The organism is Streptomyces sp. NPDC005485 (assembly GCF_040606085.1).
In the GTDB taxonomy this organism is placed as follows: Bacteria; Actinomycetota; Actinomycetes; order Streptomycetales; family Streptomycetaceae; genus Streptomyces.
The window spans coordinates 1-18574 of record NZ_JBEXDZ010000013.1; the positions used below are offsets into that span (position 1 = coordinate 1).

Genomic DNA, 18574 nt, shown 5'->3' on the forward strand with positions numbered 1-18574 from the left:
CCCCGGGCGGGGGTGCGGACCATCGACGGTGTGTGGGGACGGGTCAGTTGTTCTTCTTCTTGAAGACGGTCTTGCTGGTCAGGGTCCAGCTGTGGGACTTCACCGTGTGGTGGTGCTTGTCCTTGGCCGTGACCGTGACCTTGAACCGGGTGCCGTCCGGCAAGGGGGCGGACAGATGGACGGACACCTTGTGGGTGGCCCGGTCGTAGGAGACGACGCCCGTGACGTGGAGCTTCCTGGCGTCCTTGGAGCCGCGCAGGATGGTCACGGTCGCCTTCACGGACGACACCTCGGCCTTGGCCGGCACGGTCGTGACGAGGGCGCTGGCCGCGTCGGCGGTGTGCGCCACCGAGGACGCGGTCACCTCCGAGGCGGTGGCCGTCGCCAGGGACGCGCTCGGGTTGTCGGCGGTGAAGACGGGGCCGACCCAGTAGTTCGCGGATCCGTAGGAACCATTGGGGAAGGCCGCGTCGGAGCCGTACTTGTAGAGCCCGTTGTGGTGCGTGACGGTGTCGGTCGTGGCCGTGAGCGGATAGGACTTGTGAGCCGCGGCGAAGTAGCCGCCGTCCACCGCGTAGTTGCCGTTCGGCGCGTGGTAGGACACGACGTACGGGGTGTCGGCGGTGATCGCCACCGGAGTGGCGAAGGTCAGCGTCTGCCAGCCGGACGCCGTCTCGTTGGTGAAGGTGCCGCCGGCGATCAGTGTGCCGGAGTCGGTCCACAGGCTGCCGGTGTGGACGCCCGTGTTGCCGGTGCCCTTGTAGAAGGTGACGCCCGTGACCCAGCCGGCCGCAGAGGACGTGAACCTGGCGCCCAGCTCGACGGAGTTGGGGTCGGCGGTCATGTCGGTGTTCGCCGGCACGGCGGAGGAACTCCACAGCGTGCAGGGGCAGGTCACCGCGGGCGGGGTGGAACTGGTGGTGAACGACCAGGTCACCGGGTCCGCCATGGCGTTGCCCCACACGTCGGAGGCCTGGACGGAAGCGGTGTACTTCGTGCTCAGCTCCAGCTCCGTCGACGGAGTGAAGGTCGCTTTGTTCGACGCGGGGAAGGTGACGGCCCCCGGCACGGCGTTGCCGTCCGGGTCCTTCAGGGTGAACGTCACGCTGTCGGTGTCGACGGCCGCGCTGAAGGTGGCCGACACCGGTGCCGTGATCGACGTTCCGGTCGCCCCGGACGTCGCGGAGGTCGAGGTGACGGTGGGCGGGGTGGTGCTGGCCGTCGAGGTGTCCAGGACCACGTCGACCCAGTAGTTGCTGCCGGAGGCCTGCGAGGACGGGAAGGCGCTGGTCGAACCGTAGTGGTAGACACCGTTGCCGCCGTCGGTGCCGGTCTTCAGGGCCGTCAGTGGCGCCAGGCCGGCGTCGCTGCTCGCGAAGGAGGTGTCGTGGGAGTATCCGCCGTTGGGGGCGAAGTACGAGGCGACGTAGGTGGTGTTGGCCTTGACGGTCACCGGGGTGGAGAAGTTCAGCTGCTGCCAGCCGGAGGCCGTCTCGCCGGTGAAGGTGCCGGTGGCCAGGCGGGTGCCGGAGGCGGACCACAGGCTGCCGGTGTGAGTGCCGGTGTTGACGGGCGACTTGTAGAAGCGGACACCGGTGATCGAACCGGCCACCGTGGTGCGGAACTTGACGCCGAGCTCCAGAGAGCCGCCGTCGCCGGCGTTGACGGTGCCGGGCACGGCCGAGGCCGGCCAGATGGTGCAGGGGCAGGCCTGGGGGCCGACGGTCAGCGGGACGGTGGTGACGGCGCCGATGTTGACGCTGTCGTCGACGGCGCGGACCTTGATGGACGCGGAGCCCGGGCTCGTGGGCGTCCAGCTGTAGCTCCAGGACGCAAGACCCTTGGCGGCCTGCCAGGTCGATCCGCCGTCGGTGGACACCTCCACGCGGGCCACCACTCCCCCACCGGAGTCGGTGGCGGTGCCGGTGATGTTGACCGGCTTCAGCGCCGGGACGGTGGCCCCGGAGGCCGGGCTGGTCACGTGGATGGTCGGGCCGGTGGTGTCGGTGGAGGCGGTGGCGGCGACGAGGTTGCTCTGCAGGGACTTCGGCTGAATCCCCATGTCGGCCAGGATGTTCACCGTCGCCTGCTGCATCCGGGAGTCCTCGGTGACCACCGTGTCATCGGGGTTGTAGGTGGGCACGTTGGCAAGGCCCCACGACCACTGCACGGTCCCGGTCCCGAACACCAGGGCCCCGGAGTCCTGGTCGCGGAACTCGACGAGATTGTGCGTCGCCGTGCCGTTGCCGTACAGGTTGCCCCAGTCCAGCCGGTAGGTGCCGTCGGTGATGTCCACGGTCGTGGACGACACGTCGATCTGTCCGGTGGGTCTGGTGCTGTTGTCGAGGTCGCTGTCCCACTCGTAACCGAGCGTTCCGGTCGGGAAGGTCGCGGTCTGGCCGGAGTTGAGACCCGCGACGGAGGTGTTGCGCCAGATCCGGTTCTTGCCGTACGAGCCGGGGACGGTGATCGCGTCGTTGCGGTAGCCGTTCGCCTGGAACATGGAGCCGGTGAGGATGTTCGGCGGCTGGTAGGTCTGGCCGTAGCTGGTGCTGGTCGGATCCATCCAGGTGCCGGTCCAGGTGCCGCTGGGGTCGGCGATGCCGTTGTTGAACGCCATCTTGGTCATCTTGTAGCAGACCAGGGTGCGATCGGCCGTGTTGGTGCCGTCGATGCTCGGGGCGAACCGGGTCTTCCAGAAGACCTCGTTGCCGCTGAAGAAGCCCTGCCGCACGCCGGCTTTCCGCGCCGCCAGGACGTTGGAGTACTGGCTCTGTGTCCAGTACTCGTCGTGGCCGGACGACATGTACACCTTGTGCTTCTTCAGCAGGGTCGCGCCGTTGGTCGACGACACGTCCACGCCGGACAGATAGCTCACGTCGTAGCCGTTGCGCTCCAGCCAGGACAGCATCATGAACTCGGAGCCGTAGATGCCGTTGTCACCGCCGATGTCCAGCGGCCGGTTGTAGCTGACCTCGTAGGCCCGGGCGTCCGGCGCGGGTCCCGTGCCGCCGTAGAAGTCCTGGCCGCCGTAGTCGTTGTAGGCCTGCCAGGTCTGGTCGCTGGTCTGCACGACCATGTCGGAGGTGCTGGAGTCGCTGCGGACGACGAACGGGTACGACATCAGGCCGTCGCCGTCCGTCTGCGTCAGGTTCGCGATGTACAGGCCGGACACGGCGTCGCTGGGCACGGTCCAGTTCGCGGTCACGGGCCAGTTGCCGCAGTCGACCAGGCCGGTGCTGGCCTTGGTGGTGCAACTGGCGGCCTTGGACGTGTAGTTGGCCGGGTAGGTCACGGCCGCCTGCGCCGCGGTCGACATCTGGCGCGCGCCGTCGCCGCCGTACCAGCCCAGCCGGTAGATCTGCACGTTGTACGAAACCGGCGACTGGATCTTGAACTGGACGCTGTCACCGGCCTGGACGCTCTCCTTGGTGGAGAAGCCCTTGATGTCACCGTAGGCGTTGGGCGAGAACCAGTCGGATTTCGGGCTGCCCGCCTTGGAGTTCTCGCAGACGATCGGGTTCGAGCCCGATCCGCACGGATCCGATGCCGCCTGGGCCGGCACGGCCTGCGGCAGCACCGCCCATATCAACGCTGCTGCGACGGCGAGGCGGCCGCCCCGGAGCCGTCTGCTCCATCTGTTCATGTGTACCTCTCAGCGGTGCTGTGCCAGACCGACAGGTGAAGTCGGGGGGTGCGTGAAGCGGGGACCGGTCAGCCTCGGAGCGCGTCCGTGAGCGCGTCGACGACTCGCTGCTGCTGGTCGGGGGTGATCTGCGGGTAGAGCGGAAGCGACAGGATCCGGTCAGCCGTCTTCTCGGCGTTCGGGAAGTCGCCCCGGGAGTGGCCGAGATGGCGGTACGCCGCCGTGAGGTGGACCGGGGCGGGGTAGTGCACTCCCGCGCCGATGCCCTCCGCGTTGAGCTTGCCCACGATGTCGTCGCGGTCCGCTTCGGCGACCTGGACGACGTAGAGGTGCCACACGTGGACGTTGCCGACCGCCGTCGTCGGCAGCACGATCCGCCCGGCGCCCGTCAGGTCGGCGAGCAGCGTGTCGTAGCGGGCCGCGGCCGCCCGGCGGGCCGCATTTCCGTTTGCCAGTCGCGCCAGCTTCGCCCGCAGGACGACGGCCTGCAGCCCGTCCAGCCGGCTGTTGAACCCGGGCACGTCATGGCGGTACTTGGCGACGCCGCCGTGGTTGGCGATCGCGCGCACCAGGCCGGCCAGTTCCTCGTCGTCGGTCAGCACCGCGCCCGCGTCTCCATAGGCGCCCAGGTTCTTGCCCGGGTAGAAGCTGGTGGCCGCGATCCGGCCACTGCCCGGCGACCTGCCGTCGCGGGTCGCGCCCTGGCACTGCGCGGCGTCCTCGACGACCCTTACGTGGCCGGGCAGTTGGCCGGCCAGCGCCGTCACGTCCGCCATCTGCCCGTAGAGGTGTACGGGCACGACCGCGCGGGTGGCCGGGCCGACCGCGTCCAGGGCGGCCTGCGGGTCGAGCAGGTAGCTGTCGGGCAGGCAGTCCGCCAGGACCGGCCGCGCACCGGTTCTCGCCACCGCGCCCGCGGTGGCGATGAAGGTGTTGGCGGGCACCACGACCTCGTCGCCGGCTCCGACCCCGACGGCGCGCAGGGCGAGTTCGACGGCGTCGGTGCCGTTGGCGACGCCCACGCAGTGCGCGACACCGCCGAAGTCCGCGTACTCGCGCTCGAACAGGCGGACCTCATCGCCTCCGATGAACGCGGTGTCGGCCAGGACCCGTTCGAATCCGGCCCGTACCTCGTCGGCGACCTCGGCGTGCGCCGCCTTGAGATCCACCAGCGGAATCTGGTTCATGCGACTGGTCCCCCCAGTTGTTGCGTCAACAGTTCATCGAGCGCGGGCGCCCCGGCCTCGCGCAGCCTTCGGGCCGGGCTCCCCACCCAGACCTCGCCCGGCGGAACGTCGCCGAGCACACTGCTCCCCATCCCGATCTGCGACCAGGCGCCGATCGTCGTGCCCTCCCTGAGCAGGGCCCCGGAACCCACGTAGGCGCCCCGCTCCAGCCGTACGCCCCCGCCCAGGCGGACGCCGGACGTGATCGTGGCGTAGTCCTCGACGACGTCGTCATGGGTGAGGACGACGTGCGGCATCACCGCGACGTGCGCGCCCACCCGTACGGCGGCGGTCAGCACGCAGTGTGCGAGCAGGACCGAGCCGGGGCCGGCCTCGGAGGTCGCCGACACCGCCGCCGTCGGATGAATCACGGTGGCGTAGCGGTCCGCGGGCAGACCCAGCCTGCGGACCAGCCGGGCGCGGGCCGCGTAGTCCCGGGGGTTGCCCACACAGATCACCACGCGGGCCTCGGGCAGGTCGTGCACCAGGGCGCAGCCGCCGAGGACCGGGATGCCGTCCACCTCGGTGCCCTGCAGGGCGGCGTTGTCGTCGAGGTGCCCGAGCAACTTGAACTCGCCCGCGTCCTGTACGGCCTGGGCGGTCTCCCGGGCGAAGCCGCCCGCGCCGATGATCACAAGTTCGTTCATCTTCGGGCCTGTTCGCGCAGCGCGGCCACGACGCGGTCCTGCTGGGCCTCGGTCATGGTGTGGAACAGGGGCAGGATCAGCGAGTCGCGGCTGATGCGCTCGGTGACGGGCAGCGGCGCGCAGGGGTGGCCCGCGTAGGCGGGTTCGAGATGCGAGGCCATGATCCCGCGCCGGGCGGAGACGCCGGCCTCTGCGAGCGCGGCCAGCAGGTCGTCACGGCCGACGGGGAAGTCCTCGTCCGGGAGCACCCAGTAGGACTGGAAGTTGCTCTGCCCGTGCGCGGGGTCGCGTACGGGGGTGAGGCCGGGGACGTCCTTGAGCAACGTGTCGTAGCGGGCCGCCAGCTCGCGGCGACGGGCGATCATCGCGTCGAGCTTCCCGAGCTGGACCAGGCCGATCGCGGCCTGGACGTCCGTCATCCGGTAGTTGTAGCCGACCTCCAGGTAGCTCTCCAGGACCGGCTTGTTGCTCGCGTGACGCTCCGCCGCCGAGGCGTTCATTCCGTGCTCGCGCAGTCGGCGCAGGCGCGCAGCCCACTGGGCGTCGTCGGTGGTGACCATGCCGCCCTCGCCCGTGGTGACGACCTTGCGGGGGTGGAAGGACCAGGCGGCGATCAGCGCGCCGTGGCCCACCGGCTTGCCGCCGACGGTCGAGCCGATGGCGCAGGCCGCGTCCTCGACCAGGGGAAGGTCCCACTCGGCGCAGGCGGCGCGCAGCGTGTGCACATCGGCGGGCACACCGCCCTGGTGGACGGCGAGGACGGCCTTGGTGCGGGCGGTGCGGACCGCGTCCACGGTGGCCTCGGTCAGGTTGCCGGTGGCGGCCTCGACGTCGGCGAACACGGGCTCGGCGCCGACGTAACGCACGGCGTTGGCGGTGGCGATGAACGACAGCGAGGGCACCACGACCTCGTCGCCGGGCCCCAGCCCGAGCGCGACGAGCGCCAGGTGCAGGGCGGTGGTGCACGAGCTGACGGCGATGCCGTGCTCGGCGCCCACCCGCTCCGCGAAGGCCCGCTCGAAGGCGGCGACCCGGGGGCCCTGGGCGACCCACCCGGACAGCACCGCGTCTGAGGCGGCCTTGGCCTCCTCCTCGCCGAGCCACGGGATCATCACCGGGATGCGGTCGGCGCTCATCGCGAGGCCTCCGGCGCCGCGGCGGCGTCGGCGGCGCGCTCGGCACGCCACCACTCCACCAGGTCCCGCAGCCCCGTGCGCAGGTCGATGCGCGCCGTGAAGCCGAGCCGCTCGGCGGCCTGCACGGTGTCCGCGAGTCGCCGGCTCACGCCGTTCACCGCGCGGGCGGGCCCGTGCACCGGCTCCAGGTCCGAGGCCCCCATCGCCTCCAGCAGTCCGTCGGCGAGTTCGCGCAGCGAACTCTCCGTGCCGCTCGCGACGTTGAACACCTCGTCGGTCAGATCCGACTCCGCGGCAAGCACGTTGGCTCTGGCGATGTCGCGGACGTCGACGAAGTCCATGGTCTGGGTGCCGTCGCCGAGGATCAGGGGCGGCTCGCCCGCCTCGATGCGCTCCATCCAGCGGATGAGCACCTCGGTGTAGAGACCGTGGATGTCCATCCGGGGGCCGTAGACGTTGAAGTAGCGCAGCGCCACGTAGTCCAGTCCGTACATGGCGTGGAAGCTGCGCAGCATGCCCTCGTTGAAGGCCTTCGCCGCGCCGTAGAACGTGTCGTTGTTGTACGCGTGATGGCGCTCGGTCGTCGGGAAGGTCTCGGCCATGCCGTAGACGGATGCCGAGGAGGAGGCGATCACCTTGCCCACCCCGGCCTCGACCGCCGCCTCCAGCACGTTGAAGGTGCCGTCGACCAGGACCTCGTTGGCGAGGCGGGGCTCCTCCGCGCACTGGGTGATGCGTATCGCGGCGAGATGGAACACCAGGTCGGCGCCCTCGGTGGCCTTCCGTACGGTGTCGGCGTCCCGGATGTCGCCCTCGACGACCTCCACCACGCCGCTGGGCAGGGCCTGGGCGAGGTTGGCCCGCCGCCCGCGCACGAAGTTGTCGAGCACCACGATCTCGCGGGCGCCGCCCTCGGCCAGGAGGTCGACGAGGTTGGAGCCGATGGTGCCCGCTCCGCCGGTGACCAGGATCTTCTTGCCTCGTACGCTGCTCAACTGCCTTGCCCTCTCAGTGAAATGAACGGTCAACGCCCGGCACGCAGGCCGACGACCGCGCCCCGGAATTCCAGACTCCGGGATGCCGCCTCAAGAATGTCCAGCACCCGCAGGCCCGCCCGGCCGTCGGTCAGTGGCGCCCGGCGTTCCCTGATCGCGTCGGCGAACTCGTCGACCATGCTGCGCAGGGCCTCTTTTTCGCCGATGGCGGGAGCGACCATGTCTCCGGAGCGGTACGAGATGAGCATGTCCCGGCGCTCGTCCGCGCCGATCTCCTGGGGCGCGGCCAGGTCCACCCCGCGGTCGAAGATCGCCACGCGCTGGGCGGGGTTGAGGTCGTCCCAGATAAGGGTGCGTTTGGCGCCGCCCACCATGGTGGTCCGCACCTTGGTGGGCGAGAGCCAGTTGACGTGCACGTGGGCGATGGCCCCTGTGGTCAACTGGAGCGTCAGATAGGCCACGCAGGCCTGTCCCGCGCCGATCGGGTCGGCTCCGTGGGCGGCGACGGCGACCGGCTCGACGTTGTCGGGGAGGATGAAGTCCAGGATCGACAGGTCGTGCGGAGCCAGGTCCCACATGACGTCGATGTCCTTCTGGACGAGTCCGAGGTTGATGCGGACGGAGTCGACGAAGTGGATCTCGCCGAGTTCGCCGGAGCGGACCAGCTCCCGGATGCGGCCGACTGCCGGCGTGTAGCAGTAGGTGTGGTCGCACATCAGGGTGAGGCCGCGCTCCTCCGCCTCGGTCACCAGGCGCATTCCGTCGGCGTACGTCGCCGCGAGGGGCTTCTCCACGAGGACGTGCTTGCCGGCGCGCAGGGCGGCCAGGGCGATGTCGAGGTGGGTTCCGGCGGGCGTGGCGACGGCGACGGCGGCGACCGACGGGTCGGCGAGGACGGCCGCGTAGTCCGAGGTGGCCTGGACCGTCGAGTAGCCGCCGAGGACCCGCTGGGCCCGGTCCACGTCGAGGTCGCACAGCCAGTGCAGCCGGAACTGCGGACTGGCCTGGAAGTTGCGTACCAGGTTGGGGCCCCAGTATCCGGCCCCGACGACCGCGACCCCCAAGGGCTCCGTGGTCTGCGTCACTGTGTTCCTCTCCCCTTGGTCCATCAGTAGGCCCCTGTTCCCCGCACGACCGCCGACGCGGTGCGCAGCAGGATGGACAGGTCGAGGCTGGTCGACCAGTTGTCCACGTATCCGAGATCGAGCCGGACCGCTTCGTCCCAGGGCAGGTCCGAGCGACCGCTGACCTGCCACAGCCCGGTGAGGCCGGGCTTCACGAGCAGCCGGCGTTTGACCTCCGGCGTGTACGCCTCCACCTCTTCGGGCAGCGGGGGGCGGGGGCCGACGAGCGACATGTGGCCGCTGATCACGTTGATCAGCTGCGGCAGTTCGTCGAGCGAGGAGCGGCGCAGCAGCGAGCCGACCCTGGTGATCCGTGGGTCCTGTTTCACCTTGAACAGCAGGCCGTCGCTGTTCTTGTTGAGGTGCGCCAGTTCCGCCCGCAGCGCCTCCGAGTCCTGCCGCATGGTGCGGAACTTCAGCATGGTGAAGTGGTCGCCGTACCGGCCCACCCGCTGTTGCCTGAACAGGGCGGGACCGGAGCTGTCCCGCCGGACGATCAGGGCGATGCACAGCATGGGCAGGGCGAGGACCGTCAGGAGCAGTGCCGCGAGGGTGCGGTCCAGCAGTTCCTTGGGCAGCCGGGAGATCCGGGACAGGTTCGGCGCCTGTATCCGCAGCAGCGGCGTCCCGTTGGCGGGCCGTACCGCCAGCCGGGAGGCGGACACGTCGGTGAGCATGGGGGCCAGCAGGAAGTCGACACCCTGCACGGCCGCCGTCCAGGACATCCGGCGCAGGACGGAGGCGTCGAACTCGGGCGCGGGCAGCGCCACCACGGCACTGATGCCGAGGGCCCGGATGACGTCGTTCATGGTGTCGACGCCGCCGAGGACGGGGAGCCCCAGTTTGCGGACCTCCGTGGCGTTCTGCGGATCGCTCAGGCACACTCCGGCGACCTGCAGTTCATGTGCGCTGCCGCGCCGCAGCACGGTGACCAGCTCCACGATGCCCTGCGAAGGCCCGACCAGGAGCGTCGCACTCCGGTCCCGGCCTCGTGCCCATCGCCTGTGCAGGCGGCGGCGAAGCGCGTAGCGGACCGGCAGGGCGATCGCCACGGTCGGCGCAGTCGCCATGATCATGTCATGCAGGAGCCCCGAGTCGTGCATGAAGAACCAGTACACGCCCACGGCCAGCGCCGGCACAGCGACAGCACCGCGCAACACCCGCACGCACTCCTGGGTCCCCAGGCCCAGGGCACTGCGGTCGTAGGAGCGATGGGCGAGCATGGCCCCGATCCACGTCGGGGGCAGCACCAGGGCCACCGTCCAGCGGCCGTACACCGCATGGATCACCAGGGCCGCAGCCACGGCTGCGAAGGCGTCCGCGACCAGCAGGACTAAACGATACTTCTGTTCCCAGCGTCTTCGTCGAGCCTCTGGACTTCTGTGATCCACAGCCAGTTGCTCATGCGTGACCTCAATGGTCATGCGCCCCCCACCACATGCGCGGCTACCCCTGACCGAACGACACCGGGCAAACGGCCTCAAGTCCGTGGCCCGGGAGCTGAATCAGCGCCGCTGCGCCTTCCACGCAGTGGCACCCGATATCGACGGAGCCTCGGCGGTTCCCCAACCGCCTCATGCTCCCTGCATGTTGGCTACTGCCTGTACCGCATCCGCTTTCACGTGCCATGACATGAAGCGCACTCGGAACATGTTCCCCACCCAAACCGGTGCGGCGGACCTCAATCTAGACCACGGGACGCAGTCGCGGGAACACTTGGACGAAACACACCTCGCAAGGGTGACACCGACGACATACTGCCCAGGTGACGAGCATCGTGATCCCGGCCCACAACGAGGCACAGGTCATCGGCCGGCTCCTCGATTCCCTGCTGGCCGACTCCTTCGAGGACGACACCGACATCGTGGTCGTGTGCAACGGCTGTACGGACGACACCGCGCGTATCGCGGCTGCTCACAGCCCGCGCGTTCGCGTCGTCGAGATCCCCGTGCCCTCAAAACACGCTGCCCTGCGGGCGGGTGACGATCACGCGCGCGGCTTCCCTCGCCTCTACGTGGACGCCGACGTCCTGCTCACCGGCGCCGACGTACGGGCGCTCACCGAGCCCCTCGGCGACGACACCTCGGGCATCCTCGCCACCGCCCCCGAGCGGCAGATCCCGCTGGCCGCCTGCGCATGGCGGGTGCGTGCCTACTACCGGGTGTGGCAGCGCCTGCCCGCCGTACGGGAAGGGCTGTTCGGCCGGGGAGTCATCGCGGTGTCGAAGGCCGGGCACGCCCGGATCGCCGCGCTGCCGCCGCTGATGGCGGACGATCTGGCCGCGTCGCTGGCCTTCGCCCCCGAGGAGCGGCTCGTGGTCGGTGCGGCCCGCGTCGTGGTCCACCCGCCGCGCACCTGGCGGGACTTGATCAAACGCCGGATCAGGGCCGCGGTGTCCACAGCGCAGGTCGAACAGCATCAGTCACCCGAAGAAGCGTCGGCGCGCACCAGCACGGCAGATCTCAAAGCCATGCTCCGCACGGAGCCGAGGCTCTTCGTGAGCGTCGCGGTCTTCGTCGCGGCGGCGGTCGTCGCCCGGCGGAGAGCCAAAAAGGCCATCCGGGCACAGGACTTCGGCACCTGGCTACGGGACGAGAGCAGTCGGCAGAACTGACCGCACCGCACCTGGAGTCCTTGATCATGTATCTCACCGACCGCTCCGCTCCCGCGGGCGCCGACACCGAACAGGGCCGAAGACGCGGCCCTGCGTCCAAGGTCGCCCCGGTCGTGCTCGTGCTGGGCACGGTCAGCCTGGTCACCGACATCTCCTCGGAGATGGTCACCGCCGTCCTGCCGCTCTACTTCGTCACCACGCTCGGCTTCAGCCCCCTGGGATTCGGCGCCCTCGACGGCGTCTACAACGGCGTCAGCGCACTGGTCCAGCTCACCGGCGGCCACCTCGCCGACCGGGTGCGCAACCACAAGCTGATAGCCGGGCTCGGCTACGGACTGTCCGCGCTGTGCAAGCCGCTGCTCCTTCTTGTGAGCAGCGTCGGCGCGCTCGGCACCGTCCTCGCCCTGGAACGGACCGGCAAGGGCCTGCGCACCGCCCCACGCGACGCGATGATCTCCCTGTCCACACCTCCCGCGAGACAGGGCCGGGCCTTCGGCGTGCACCGGGCCATGGACACCACCGGCGCGATGCTCGGCCCGTTGGCCGCCTTCTTCATCCTGCGCGCGGCGACCGACGGCTACGACGCCGTGTTCGGCGTGAGCGCGTGCGTCGCCGTTCTCGGCGTGCTCGTGCTGGTGCTGTTCGTACCCGGCAAACGGCAGGGCGCGCCGACGGACGAAGCAGCCGCGGCGGACGACAGGCAGCCCGTCCGCATACGCGAAGCACTGGCGCTGCTGCGCCTGCCGCGTCTGCGGGCGCTCGCCGGCTGTGCCGCGCTGCTCGGCCTGACCACCGTCAGCGACGCCTTCGTCTACCTGCTCCTGCAACGGCGCGCGGGCATCGGCGAACAGTGGTTCACGCTGCTGCCGCTGGGCACCGCCCTGGTGTTCCTGCTGCTGGCCGTGCCCGTCGGCGCGCTGGCCGACCGGGTCGGGCGGCGCGCCGTGTTCCTCACCGGGCACGCAGCTCTGCTCACCGGCTACGCGCTCCTCCTGTGGGCCCCGGCCACGCCGGTACTCCCCTTCGTCGTGCTCGCCCTGCACGGCACGTTCTACGCGGCCACCGACGGCGTACTCCCGGCCGCCCTCGCCGACGTCGTGCCCGCGCAACTGCGCGCCAGCGGCCTCGCCATCGTCGGCACCAGCCAGGCGCTCGCCCGGTTCTGCTGCTCGCTCGCCTTCGGCGCCGCCTGGACGGTGTGGGGAGACGGCCCGGCGCTGGCCGGCTCGGCGGCAGGCCTGCTGTGCTGCGCCATCGTCGCGGGTATGGTGCTGCGGCCGACCGGCGGGACCCGATGACCACCACAGCCACAAGGATCCGGATGACACCATTGCGCCGCCGCCTGCTCATACTCCTCACCGCGGGGCTGCTCCTCGCGGGCCTGGCGACCGGCGTGGTCCTGCATGCCGCCGCCCGCGCGGATCGGGCGAATCAGGCGCAACCGGGTGGACCCGCCGTCAGTACGGGCAAGTTGACGCTCGACCAGAAGGGCCGTCTGACGTTCCTCAACGCGGCCGCCGGCCCGCACCGCACCGCGGTCGCCTCGGTCCCGTCCACCGACACCGGTGGCGGGCGGACCGCCTCCGACCTGAAGTGCGCGCGCTTCTACGCGGCGGCCGGCACGGGCGTCTGCCTCCAGTCCAACCCCGGCGTCCTCAAGCAGAGCAACCGTGCCCTGCTCCTGGACGCCGACCTCCGCACCCGGCGCACCTTCCCGCTCGCGGGCACGCCCAGCCGGGCCCGGGTCTCGCCCAGCGGCCGCTTCGTCGCCTGGACCGTCTTCGTCTCCGGTGAGTCCTACGCGTCCGCCTTCTTCTCCACGCGGACCTCGATCCTGGACACCCGCACCATGAAGCTGACGCCCAGCCTGGAGAAGTTCTCCGTCGTCCTGGACGGCAAGCCCTACCACGCCTCGGACATCAACTTCTGGGGCGTCACCTTCGCCTCCGACGACGACACCTTCTACGCCACCCTCAACACCGCCAACCGCACCTACCTGGTGCGCGGTTCCCTCTCCCGCCGTACGGTCACCACCTTGCTCCAGAACGTGGAGTGCCCCTCGCTCTCCCCCGACGGAACCCGCGTCGCCTTCAAGAAGCGGGTCCTGTCCCGGACCGACCTGTGGCGCGAGTACGTCCTCGACCTGGGCACTCTCAAGGAGACGGCGCTCGCCGAGCGTCACAGCGTCGACGACCAGGCCACCTGGCTGGACAACCGCACCGTCGCCTACGCCCTCCCCGCCGACGGCAAGGTCGGCAGCAGCGATCTGTGGACGGTGCGCGCGGACGGGACGGGCACCCCTCGCCGGCTGATCGCCGGTGCTTCTTCCCCGGCGCCCTTGTAGCGCAGTAACCAAACCTCAACCTCATCCCCCTTCACAACACGCACACAGGGCGTGCGAAGATGCGCTTCCCGGCGTCCCCAGTGCCGGTGAAGAGGGGAATCTTCAGTGAAGTCAAGGAAATTGAGCCGTACGCGGCGCCGCGCCACCATACTCGGGGCAGCTGCCGCCTCCGTCGTCGCCGGAGTGGCACTGCTGCCCAACTGGAGCGCCGGTGCGGCCGTCGTCGACGACCCCACCGTCGACGCGCAGACGAAGGCCACCTTCCAGCGGCTGGCCGACGCGGTCTTCACCGACCGTACGGACGCCCTGGTCGAGGGCAAGCAGGGGGATCGCGAAAAGCCGCTGGCCGGCGGCTTCTCAGGCCACGTCCGCCTGTCCTCCGGCACCGCCCGCACCGAGGACGCCACCCTGTCCTCGCTGGGCCGGCGCAAGGACAAGCTGGCGAAGGCCGGCGAGAAGTACAGCAAGTCCACCACCACCGTCACCCTCAACGCCACGCGCGTGACGGGCCGTACGGCGAAGGCCGCGGTCACCGAGACCACCACCCTGACGTACGCGCAGGCCCGCGGCGGCGCACCGAGGACCACCGGCTTCCAGGCCCAGCACGAGCTGACCTTCAAGGCCGACGAGCAGGGCACCTGGCAGCTCACCAAGGTCGAGGACACCGACCAAGGTGGTCTCGCGGTGAACACGCTTTCCAAGCCGACGTCCGTCAAGGCGACCACCGCGGACGACACCATGCCGAACGCCCCGCGCGCGGCAACCACCCGCAACCCGGTCGCCGTTCCGAAGACCGGCACCGCCTACAACTACAAGGCGATGGCGGCGTATGCCGAGAAGTACTGGAGCGTCTACAACACGGACTATCCGAACTACAACGGCCACGCCGACGGCGGCGACTGCACCAACTTCGTCAGCCAGTCCCTGAAGGCGGGCGGCTGGAAGCACGTCCCCGGCTACGTGTACGACTACACCAAGTGGTTCGGCAACGCCGACATCCAGTCGGACTCCTTCGTCGGCGTCAACGAGTGGTCCTGGTTCGCCCAGAACTCCAAGCGGACCAAGCCGCTCGCCAACGTCTTCCAGCTCGAGGTCGGCGACGTCCTCCAGATGGACTTCGACAAGAACGGGTCCAAGGACCACACGATGATCGTCACGTCCAAGAGCGGCGGTGTGCCCTACGTGACGTACCACTCGAACAACACCTTCCGCAGGTCGGTGGCGAGCCTCGTCGCCTCCTACCCGAACGCGGCGTACTACGCGTACCGCACCTGACAGGTGCCCCTCGGGGCGGGAGCCGGGCTCGATGGCCGGCTCCCGCTCCTTGCGGCCGCCTTCTTCGGCGGCCGCCACCAGGCATCCGCCCAGTGACACGGCGAGGTCCGCCTCCGTGACCTGGTGCCAGTAGTGCGAAGGCGGACCGGTCAGGTCAGTTCCTGCTCCGCCCAGATCGTCTTGCCCGTCGCCGTGTGCCGTGTGCCCCAGCTGCTGGTGAGCTGGGCGACCAGCAGCAGCCCGCGACCGCCCTCGTCGAACATGCGGGCCCGGCGCAGGTGAGGTGACGTGGAGTTGCCGTCGGAGACCTCGCAGATGAGCGTACGGTCGTGGATCAGCCGCAACTGGATCGGCTCGGCGCCGTAACGGATCGCGTTGGTGACCAGTTCGCTCACCACGAGTTCGGTGACGAACGCGGCCTCTCCGAGGCCCCAGTCCTCCAGTTGAGCCAGGGCGAGCCGACGGGTCTCGGCGACCAGCTCGACGTCGGCGGACAGATCCCACACCCTGACCTGCCCTGCATGAAGCGCCCTGGTGCGCGCGAGGACGAAGGCCACGTCGTCACGGGGGTGCTCCGGAATCAGCGTGGTGAGCACGGCGTCGCATCGGCTCTCCAGCAAAGTGTCCGGGCCCGCCAGCGCATCGCACAACCGTGCGATACCGGCGTCGGGGTCGTGATCGGCGGCCTCCACCAGACCGTCCGTGAACAGCGCGACCAGGCTGCCCTCCGGAAGTTCGACCTCGGTCGCTTCGAACGGCAGACCACCCACGCCGAGCACCGGACCGGCGCTGACGTCGAGGACGCGGGCGGTGCCGCCCGGCTCCAGGATCACGGGCGGTGGGTGCCCGGCGCTGGCGGTCGTGAGCATGCGTGACACCGGATCGTAGACGGCGTACAGACAGGTACCACCCGTCTCGCCGCCCCCGTCGGCCCCGGCGCGATCGCCGATTTCGTCGGTGGCGGTCACCCGGAGCACCAGGTCGTCCAGGTGCGCCAGCAGTTCGTCGGGCGGAAGGTCGACGTCGGCGAGTGTCTGGACGGCCGTACGAAGCCTGCCCATGGTCGCCGATGCCTGGATGCCGTGCCCGACCACGTCACCGACCACGAGACCGACGCGCGCGCCGGACAGCGGGATGATGTCGAACCAGTCGCCTCCGACGCCGGCCCGCGCGTCGGTGGGCAGATAACGGCAGGCGACGTCCACGGCGGACTGCCGGACGGGGCCGCGCGGCAGCAGGCTGCGCTGCAGTGTCAATGCGGTGGTGCGCTCACGGGTGTAACGGCGCGCGTTGTCCACGCACAGGGCCGCCCGGCCGGCGAGCTCCCTGGCCAGCGTTGAATCGTCCTGGTTGAACGGGTCCGGCCGGGTGCGCAGAAGGGCTGCGACACCGAGCGTGGTGCCGCGCGCGATGAGCGGGACCGCGAGGATGGACGTGACGGTCAGGCCCCGCGCCCTGCCTTCCCGCAGCTTCGCGGCCCGCGCCGGCACGCTTTGCAGCCAGCGTTCGAGGCCTGGGTCGCCGCCGGTGCTGAGCACCGCCTCCCCGGTGCGCAGCGCCTGCACGAGCGGCGAGTGCGGAGGGTGGGCATCCGTGCCGCCCAGTTCGATCACCGCCTCCGGGGTACCGGACTCGAGAGACAGATGGGCAACACGACGCAGTGTGACCAGGTCGGACCAGCCTTCGGACGTGGGTTCCTCGCCCTCCATCACCGACTGGAACAGGTCAACGCTGGCGAAGTCCGCGAAGCGGGGCACGACCAGGTCGACGAGTTCCTGTGCGGTGCGCGTGAGATCGAGGTTCCTGCCGAGGCGGACCGCCGCCTCGTCGAGCACGGCGAGCCGCTGCCGTGCCCAGTGCTGCTCGCTGCTGTCGAAGGCAGCCAGGCCCACCGCGCAGACGTCACCCGCGTCGTCGCGGATGGGCCAGAACTTCAGGTTCCAGGCATGCTCGCGAATGCCGGACGGGGCCCGGGTGAAGCTCTCGTACTGGGTGGGCCTGCCCGTCGCGGCCACGTCCCGCAGTGCCTGCAGCATGCCCTGGTGATCCACGTCCGACGGAACCCCGTAGGGGTAGGTGAGCCCCCGCAGCTCGTCCTCCCCGACCCCCATGACCAGGCACGCCTCCTTGTTGAGCCGGAGGTAACGCTGGTCTGTGCCGAACATCGACATCGAGAAGGTCGCCTGGCGAAACGCCTGCTCCACCAGCGCACGTCCGTCGTCCTCACGCGCGGGCTCCATGAACTCAGTGTGCTCCGGCACTCACAGTGCAACAACCGAGCCCCGAGGTACCCCACCGGGCCGCCCGACACCTACGGCATGGCCCGCGCCACCGCATTTGCGTCTGCACGAAGCCGGGACCGCCGCCGTCGGCCCTTGTCCGGCGTGGTGACGATGATGCTGCCCTCGGGACCAGCGTGGTGGTTCCGTCGTAGGTGTGAAGGTCAGGCTTCGGGGAGGGCACGGCGAAGGTGGCGAGTGTGACGGCCTCGGGTTCGGGGCCGCCGCGTCGGCCGGTGTCACGGGCGGCGAGTTCGTCGACTGCTCCGGAACGGCACCCGACGCCCGACGCGCTGAAACCCATGCCCCATGTACCGCGGGGTCCGGCCCAGGCAGCGTGTGGGCTTCGAGCAGGCCGAGGTACAGCCAGCCCAGTGCGGGTCCCGGCGTGGTTTCGGCGATCGCTTCGTCCTCCGTGGCCCGTTGCCCGACGCCGCCGATACCCTCATCGGCGTACCGGCATCACCGTGGCACGGTCAGTCACATAGCTGGACCGCGCTGACCGCGCCACAGTTCGTCAAGGCCGACAGGACGGCCGGACGCTGCGCAGCTCGGTTCGCAGCACGGGCGCGCCGTCGACAGGTGCCGGGTCCTCCGCAGTTGGCTCGATACCGCCGGCGGCGATCTTGTCGAGCGACTCCAGACCGGTGGCGCCGACCGTGCCGAACACCGTGTAGTTCGGTCGCAGCGCGGAGTCACCGTAGACGACGAAGAACTGCGAACCGTTCGTGTTCGGCCCGGCGTTGGCCATCGCCAGCAGGCCGCGGCCGTAGAGGCGACGGACGCCGGTCGGGTCACTCGGTGCCGGCGGCAGGTCCACCGGCAGCTCGTCCTTGTACTTGTATCCCGGCCCACCCTCGCCGGTGCCGGTCGGGTCGCCACACTGCAGGACCTTCAGCGTCGGATACGCCGTCAGCCGATGGCACACCGTACGGTCGTAAAAGCGGTGCTGCGCAAGGTGCACGAAGCTCTGGACCGTGCACGGCGCCTTCGCCCGGTCCAGGCGCAGCGGGAGCGGGCCCTGGCTGGTCGGGACAGCCATGTCGACCGCGCCGTGACTGGGGGTGTGTCGCGGGTCGGGCGGCAGTGGAACCGGCCGCGCCGCCGGCTCGTCCGGGGTCTGGGTGTACTGGCAGGGGCCATGCGTGGTTCGCGGCGGGGCGTCGGAAGCGGAGGCGGTGCCGCCCCCGGACGCGACCAACGCCGCTGCCGCCAGTACGGCCATGAGTGCTCGGTTCATCCTGCACACCCTCCCGAAGATCACCTGTTTCGGAGCGGTCGCAGTCTA

At 70.1% G+C, this 18574-nt stretch carries 13 protein-coding genes; 4 read left to right on the forward strand and 9 right to left on the reverse strand.

The window, feature by feature from the left end:
- Window positions 1–43: 43 nt before the first annotated feature.
- The 7 genes from ABZS97_RS07175 to ABZS97_RS07205 form a co-directional block, all read right to left on the reverse strand.
- Window positions 44–3646: a DUF4082 domain-containing protein gene (locus tag ABZS97_RS07175; RefSeq protein ID WP_356134539.1), complete on the reverse strand. Its 3603-nt coding sequence runs from the start codon at window positions 3644–3646 to the stop codon at window positions 44–46.
- A 68-nt stretch (window positions 3647–3714) separates the two neighbouring features.
- Entirely contained in the window at window positions 3715–4833 is a 1119-nt protein-coding gene (locus ABZS97_RS07180; protein ID WP_356134542.1) for a DegT/DnrJ/EryC1/StrS family aminotransferase, read from the reverse strand.
- Complete coding sequence (locus tag ABZS97_RS07185; protein ID WP_356134544.1) at window positions 4830–5519, reverse strand: acetyltransferase; 690 nt, start codon at window positions 5517–5519, stop codon at window positions 4830–4832. The genes ABZS97_RS07180 and ABZS97_RS07185 overlap by 4 nt, the downstream gene beginning before the upstream one ends.
- A complete protein-coding gene (locus ABZS97_RS07190; protein ID WP_356134547.1) occupies window positions 5516–6655 on the reverse strand; it encodes a DegT/DnrJ/EryC1/StrS family aminotransferase in 1140 nt (379 codons plus the stop codon). Before ABZS97_RS07190 ends, ABZS97_RS07185 begins: the two co-directional genes overlap by 4 nt.
- Window positions 6652–7650, reverse strand: a complete 999-nt coding sequence (locus ABZS97_RS07195) for an NAD-dependent epimerase/dehydratase family protein (protein ID WP_356134549.1) — start codon at window positions 7648–7650, stop codon at window positions 6652–6654. The genes ABZS97_RS07190 and ABZS97_RS07195 overlap by 4 nt, the downstream gene beginning before the upstream one ends.
- 29 nt (window positions 7651–7679) lie before the next feature.
- Window positions 7680–8735 carry a Gfo/Idh/MocA family oxidoreductase gene (locus ABZS97_RS07200; RefSeq protein ID WP_356134551.1) on the reverse strand — a complete coding sequence of 352 codons (1056 nt, stop codon included), beginning with the start codon at window positions 8733–8735 and terminating at the stop codon, window positions 7680–7682.
- A gap of 23 nt (window positions 8736–8758) precedes the next feature.
- The gene (locus ABZS97_RS07205; RefSeq protein WP_356134553.1) at window positions 8759–10078 is read right to left on the reverse strand and encodes a sugar transferase; all 1320 of its coding nucleotides are present in this window, start codon (window positions 10076–10078) and stop codon (window positions 8759–8761) included.
- 461 nt (window positions 10079–10539) lie between these two features.
- On the opposite strand from ABZS97_RS07205, the gene ABZS97_RS07210 reads away from it, so the two are divergent.
- The 4 genes from ABZS97_RS07210 (at window position 10540) to ABZS97_RS07225 (ending at window position 15007) form a co-directional block, all read left to right on the forward strand.
- Entirely contained in the window at window positions 10540–11388 is an 849-nt protein-coding gene (locus tag ABZS97_RS07210; protein ID WP_356134555.1) for a glycosyltransferase family 2 protein, read from the forward strand.
- A gap of 26 nt (window positions 11389–11414) precedes the next feature.
- Window positions 11415–12686, forward strand: a complete 1272-nt coding sequence (locus tag ABZS97_RS07215) for an MFS transporter (RefSeq protein ID WP_356134557.1) — start codon at window positions 11415–11417, stop codon at window positions 12684–12686.
- 23 nt (window positions 12687–12709) lie between these two features.
- Window positions 12710–13732, forward strand: a complete 1023-nt coding sequence (locus ABZS97_RS07220; RefSeq protein ID WP_356134559.1) for a TolB-like translocation protein — start codon at window positions 12710–12712, stop codon at window positions 13730–13732.
- A gap of 120 nt (window positions 13733–13852) precedes the next feature.
- The gene (locus ABZS97_RS07225) at window positions 13853–15007 is read left to right on the forward strand and encodes an amidase domain-containing protein (RefSeq protein WP_356134561.1); all 1155 of its coding nucleotides are present in this window, start codon (window positions 13853–13855) and stop codon (window positions 15005–15007) included.
- 149 nt (window positions 15008–15156) lie between these two features.
- On the opposite strand, the gene ABZS97_RS07230 is transcribed toward ABZS97_RS07225, so the two are convergent.
- Both ABZS97_RS07230 and ABZS97_RS07235 read right to left on the reverse strand, forming a co-directional pair.
- Window positions 15157–17247, reverse strand: a complete 2091-nt coding sequence (locus ABZS97_RS07230; protein WP_356134563.1) for a SpoIIE family protein phosphatase — start codon at window positions 17245–17247, stop codon at window positions 15157–15159.
- Between the two features lie 556 nt (window positions 17248–17803).
- On the reverse strand, window positions 17804–18526 hold the full coding sequence (locus ABZS97_RS07235; protein ID WP_356134565.1) for a peptidylprolyl isomerase: 723 nt from the start codon (window positions 18524–18526) through the stop codon (window positions 17804–17806).
- Between the last annotated feature and the right edge of the window lie 48 nt (window positions 18527–18574).

Bases quoted from the DNA above. Each gene is read 5' to 3' on its own strand.
- ABZS97_RS07175 (WP_356134539.1), bottom strand. From the start codon at position 3,646: ATGAACAGATGGAGCAGACGGCTCCGGGGCGGCCGCCTCGCCGTCGCA.
- ABZS97_RS07180 (WP_356134542.1), bottom strand. From the start codon at position 4,833: ATGAACCAGATTCCGCTGGTGGATCTCAAGGCGGCGCACGCCGAGGTC.
- ABZS97_RS07185 (WP_356134544.1), bottom strand. From the start codon at position 5,519: ATGAACGAACTTGTGATCATCGGCGCGGGCGGCTTCGCCCGGGAGACC.
- ABZS97_RS07190 (WP_356134547.1), bottom strand. From the start codon at position 6,655: ATGAGCGCCGACCGCATCCCGGTGATGATCCCGTGGCTCGGCGAGGAG.
- ABZS97_RS07215 (WP_356134557.1), top strand. From the start codon at position 11,415: ATGTATCTCACCGACCGCTCCGCTCCCGCGGGCGCCGACACCGAACAG.
- ABZS97_RS07220 (WP_356134559.1), top strand. From the start codon at position 12,710: ATGACACCATTGCGCCGCCGCCTGCTCATACTCCTCACCGCGGGGCTG.
- ABZS97_RS07230 (WP_356134563.1), bottom strand. From the start codon at position 17,247: ATGGAGCCCGCGCGTGAGGACGACGGACGTGCGCTGGTGGAGCAGGCG.
- ABZS97_RS07235 (WP_356134565.1), bottom strand. From the start codon at position 18,526: ATGAACCGAGCACTCATGGCCGTACTGGCGGCAGCGGCGTTGGTCGCG.